This is a genomic window from bacterium (assembly GCA_024224155.1).
Classification (GTDB): Bacteria; Acidobacteriota; Thermoanaerobaculia; order Multivoradales; family JAHEKO01; genus CALZIK01.
This window is the reverse complement of record JAAENP010000336.1, coordinates 1-1818: the sequence shown is the minus strand read 5'-3', so window position 1 is coordinate 1818 and position 1818 is coordinate 1. Positions and strand designations below refer to the sequence as shown.

At 63.1% G+C, this 1818-nt stretch carries 2 protein-coding genes; both read right to left on the bottom strand.

The genetic code is table 11. The annotated features are described in order from the left end of the window. Window positions 1–797 precede the first annotated feature (797 nt). A complete protein-coding gene (locus tag GY769_17115) occupies window positions 798–1163 on the bottom strand; it encodes a hypothetical protein (protein MCP4203643.1) in 366 nt (121 codons plus the stop codon). After that, a partial coding sequence (locus GY769_17110) for an ATP-binding protein (GenBank protein ID MCP4203642.1) occupies window positions 1160–1818 on the bottom strand: 659 nt, incomplete at its 5' end. The genes GY769_17110 and GY769_17115, both read right to left, overlap by 4 nt.

Here is a 1818-nt window from a genome sequence, read left to right as displayed (position 1 = left end):
CCTACGCCGGGTTCGTGGTCGGGCTCATCGAGAAGTGGACCGCGGCGGGCGAGCTGAGAGGTAGCTCGCTACTGCGATCGCGTTCCGTGGGCGGCCGGTTTCCGGCCGCCCTTTTCTCATACCATGATCCCCGGGGAGGAGACCGCGTGAGCGGACCGAAGACGGGGCCGACAGGGATAAGGTGTCACGCATCTTGTAGGAAAGAGCGACAGGGATAAGGTGTCACGCATCTTGTAGGAAAGAGCCTCGACCGGCTTGGTGATTCGCGGAGGCGAGCCACAAGGTGGTCCGAATTTCAGGTTTGACTCCCGCTACCGGCGCTTCAGACAGCCTGCCGACTCTTTCGAGGCAGCAGATGGCTCGACGGCGACTTTGGCAGGCACTCTTCTTCCCGACCGCGTTCGCGGTGGGTGACGGAATGGTTCTGGTGTGCGGGTGGCTCGGCTCGCCGACTCGCTTCAGCGCTCACCAGGAGTGACCCACTTGTGCTCTTCAAGAGTGGCCCCCGCGCGGATCTATCTTCGCGATCATCTCATCATCATCGACTCTCCGGCGTCATCCATGCCATCGTCGTGGCATCATCCACGCCGCAGGCGTGCCCTCCTAGAATCTGTAGTATTCCGCCATTCCGCCCACCATCATCCACGCCGCAGGCGTGCCTTCGGTAGGCTGGAGGGATCGTGCGGATGCGGTGCGGCTTGCGCAGGCAGTGCCATCATCCCAGGCCGTAGGCTGTGGCGGCGGTGAGAGCACGGCTGGTCAGGCCGTGCTCGTGTCCGGAGGATGTGTGGAGGTGGTCAGCTGTCGCCGTAGAGCTTCCACTCAAGGTAGCGGATGTAATCGGGATCGATGGGCTCGCAGCGAATCTCGTCGAGGACGGGCAGGAAATAGTGAAGAGATCGGATGGGGTGCAGCGGCCCGGCCTCGGGATCGCGAAAGGTGCGCCGTGCGGCGGCGAGGGAGAAGGCGGCCTGGACCATGGAGTCAGGGACGCCGCGGTGAAAGAGCTGGACGGCGAGACGGCGATCGGCAGGGCGCACCCTGCCAGCGGTGGTGGGAGTCTGGCGATAGGCGTCGAGCACCCGTTGGACGTATTGCTCGCGGCCCAGATCGGGGTCGAAGACCCATCCAAGGTGAGCTAGCGCGTCGCGTGAGTGGCTCATGATTGGGGCTCGCGCAGTGAGGGTCCGTCGATGCGCAGGGTGTGACAGTGGTGGCGCAGTCGGCTCAGGAGCGCCTCGACCATGGGCTTGTTGCCGAGAAACTGGTGCCACTCGTCGTAGTCGAGGTTGGTGGTGATGAGTGTGGCTCGCCGGTTGTAGCGCTCCTCCATGAGTTTGAAGAAGATGTTGGTCTGCTCGGGTCTGAGGTTGAGATATCCCATTTCGTCGATGACGAGCAGATCGAGTCGGGCAAGTCGGTTGATGAGTTTTCGTGAGGAATGGTCGGCCAGCGAGGCGTACATGTCGTCGAAGAGGTCCTGGGCGCGGAGGAATTGACCGCGGTAGCCGTTCTGCAGGGCTTTGAGGAGCAGGCCTGAGGCGAGTCCCGTTTTGCCGACGCCGGTGGGTCCGATGAGGACGATATTCTGGGCTCGTGGGATGAAATCGAGCTCGGAGAGAGTGCGGATTTGGCGACGGTTGACGCCGGGCTGCTTTTTGAACGGGAAGGTTTCCAGGGTCCAGCGTTCGGGCAGTCGGGCGCGCTTGATGCGCCACTCCAGGGCCTGCTGTTGTTTGGCGTGCCACTGGGGTCGGACCAGGCGCAGGAGGAATTCGTGGTACGGGACCTGTTCTTTCTCGGCCCGGCGCAGCTCCT

Coding starts and splice junctions, on each gene's coding strand:
- GY769_17115 (MCP4203643.1), bottom strand. CDS start 1,163: ATGAGCCACTCACGCGACGCGCTAGCTCACCTTGGATGGGTCTTCGAC.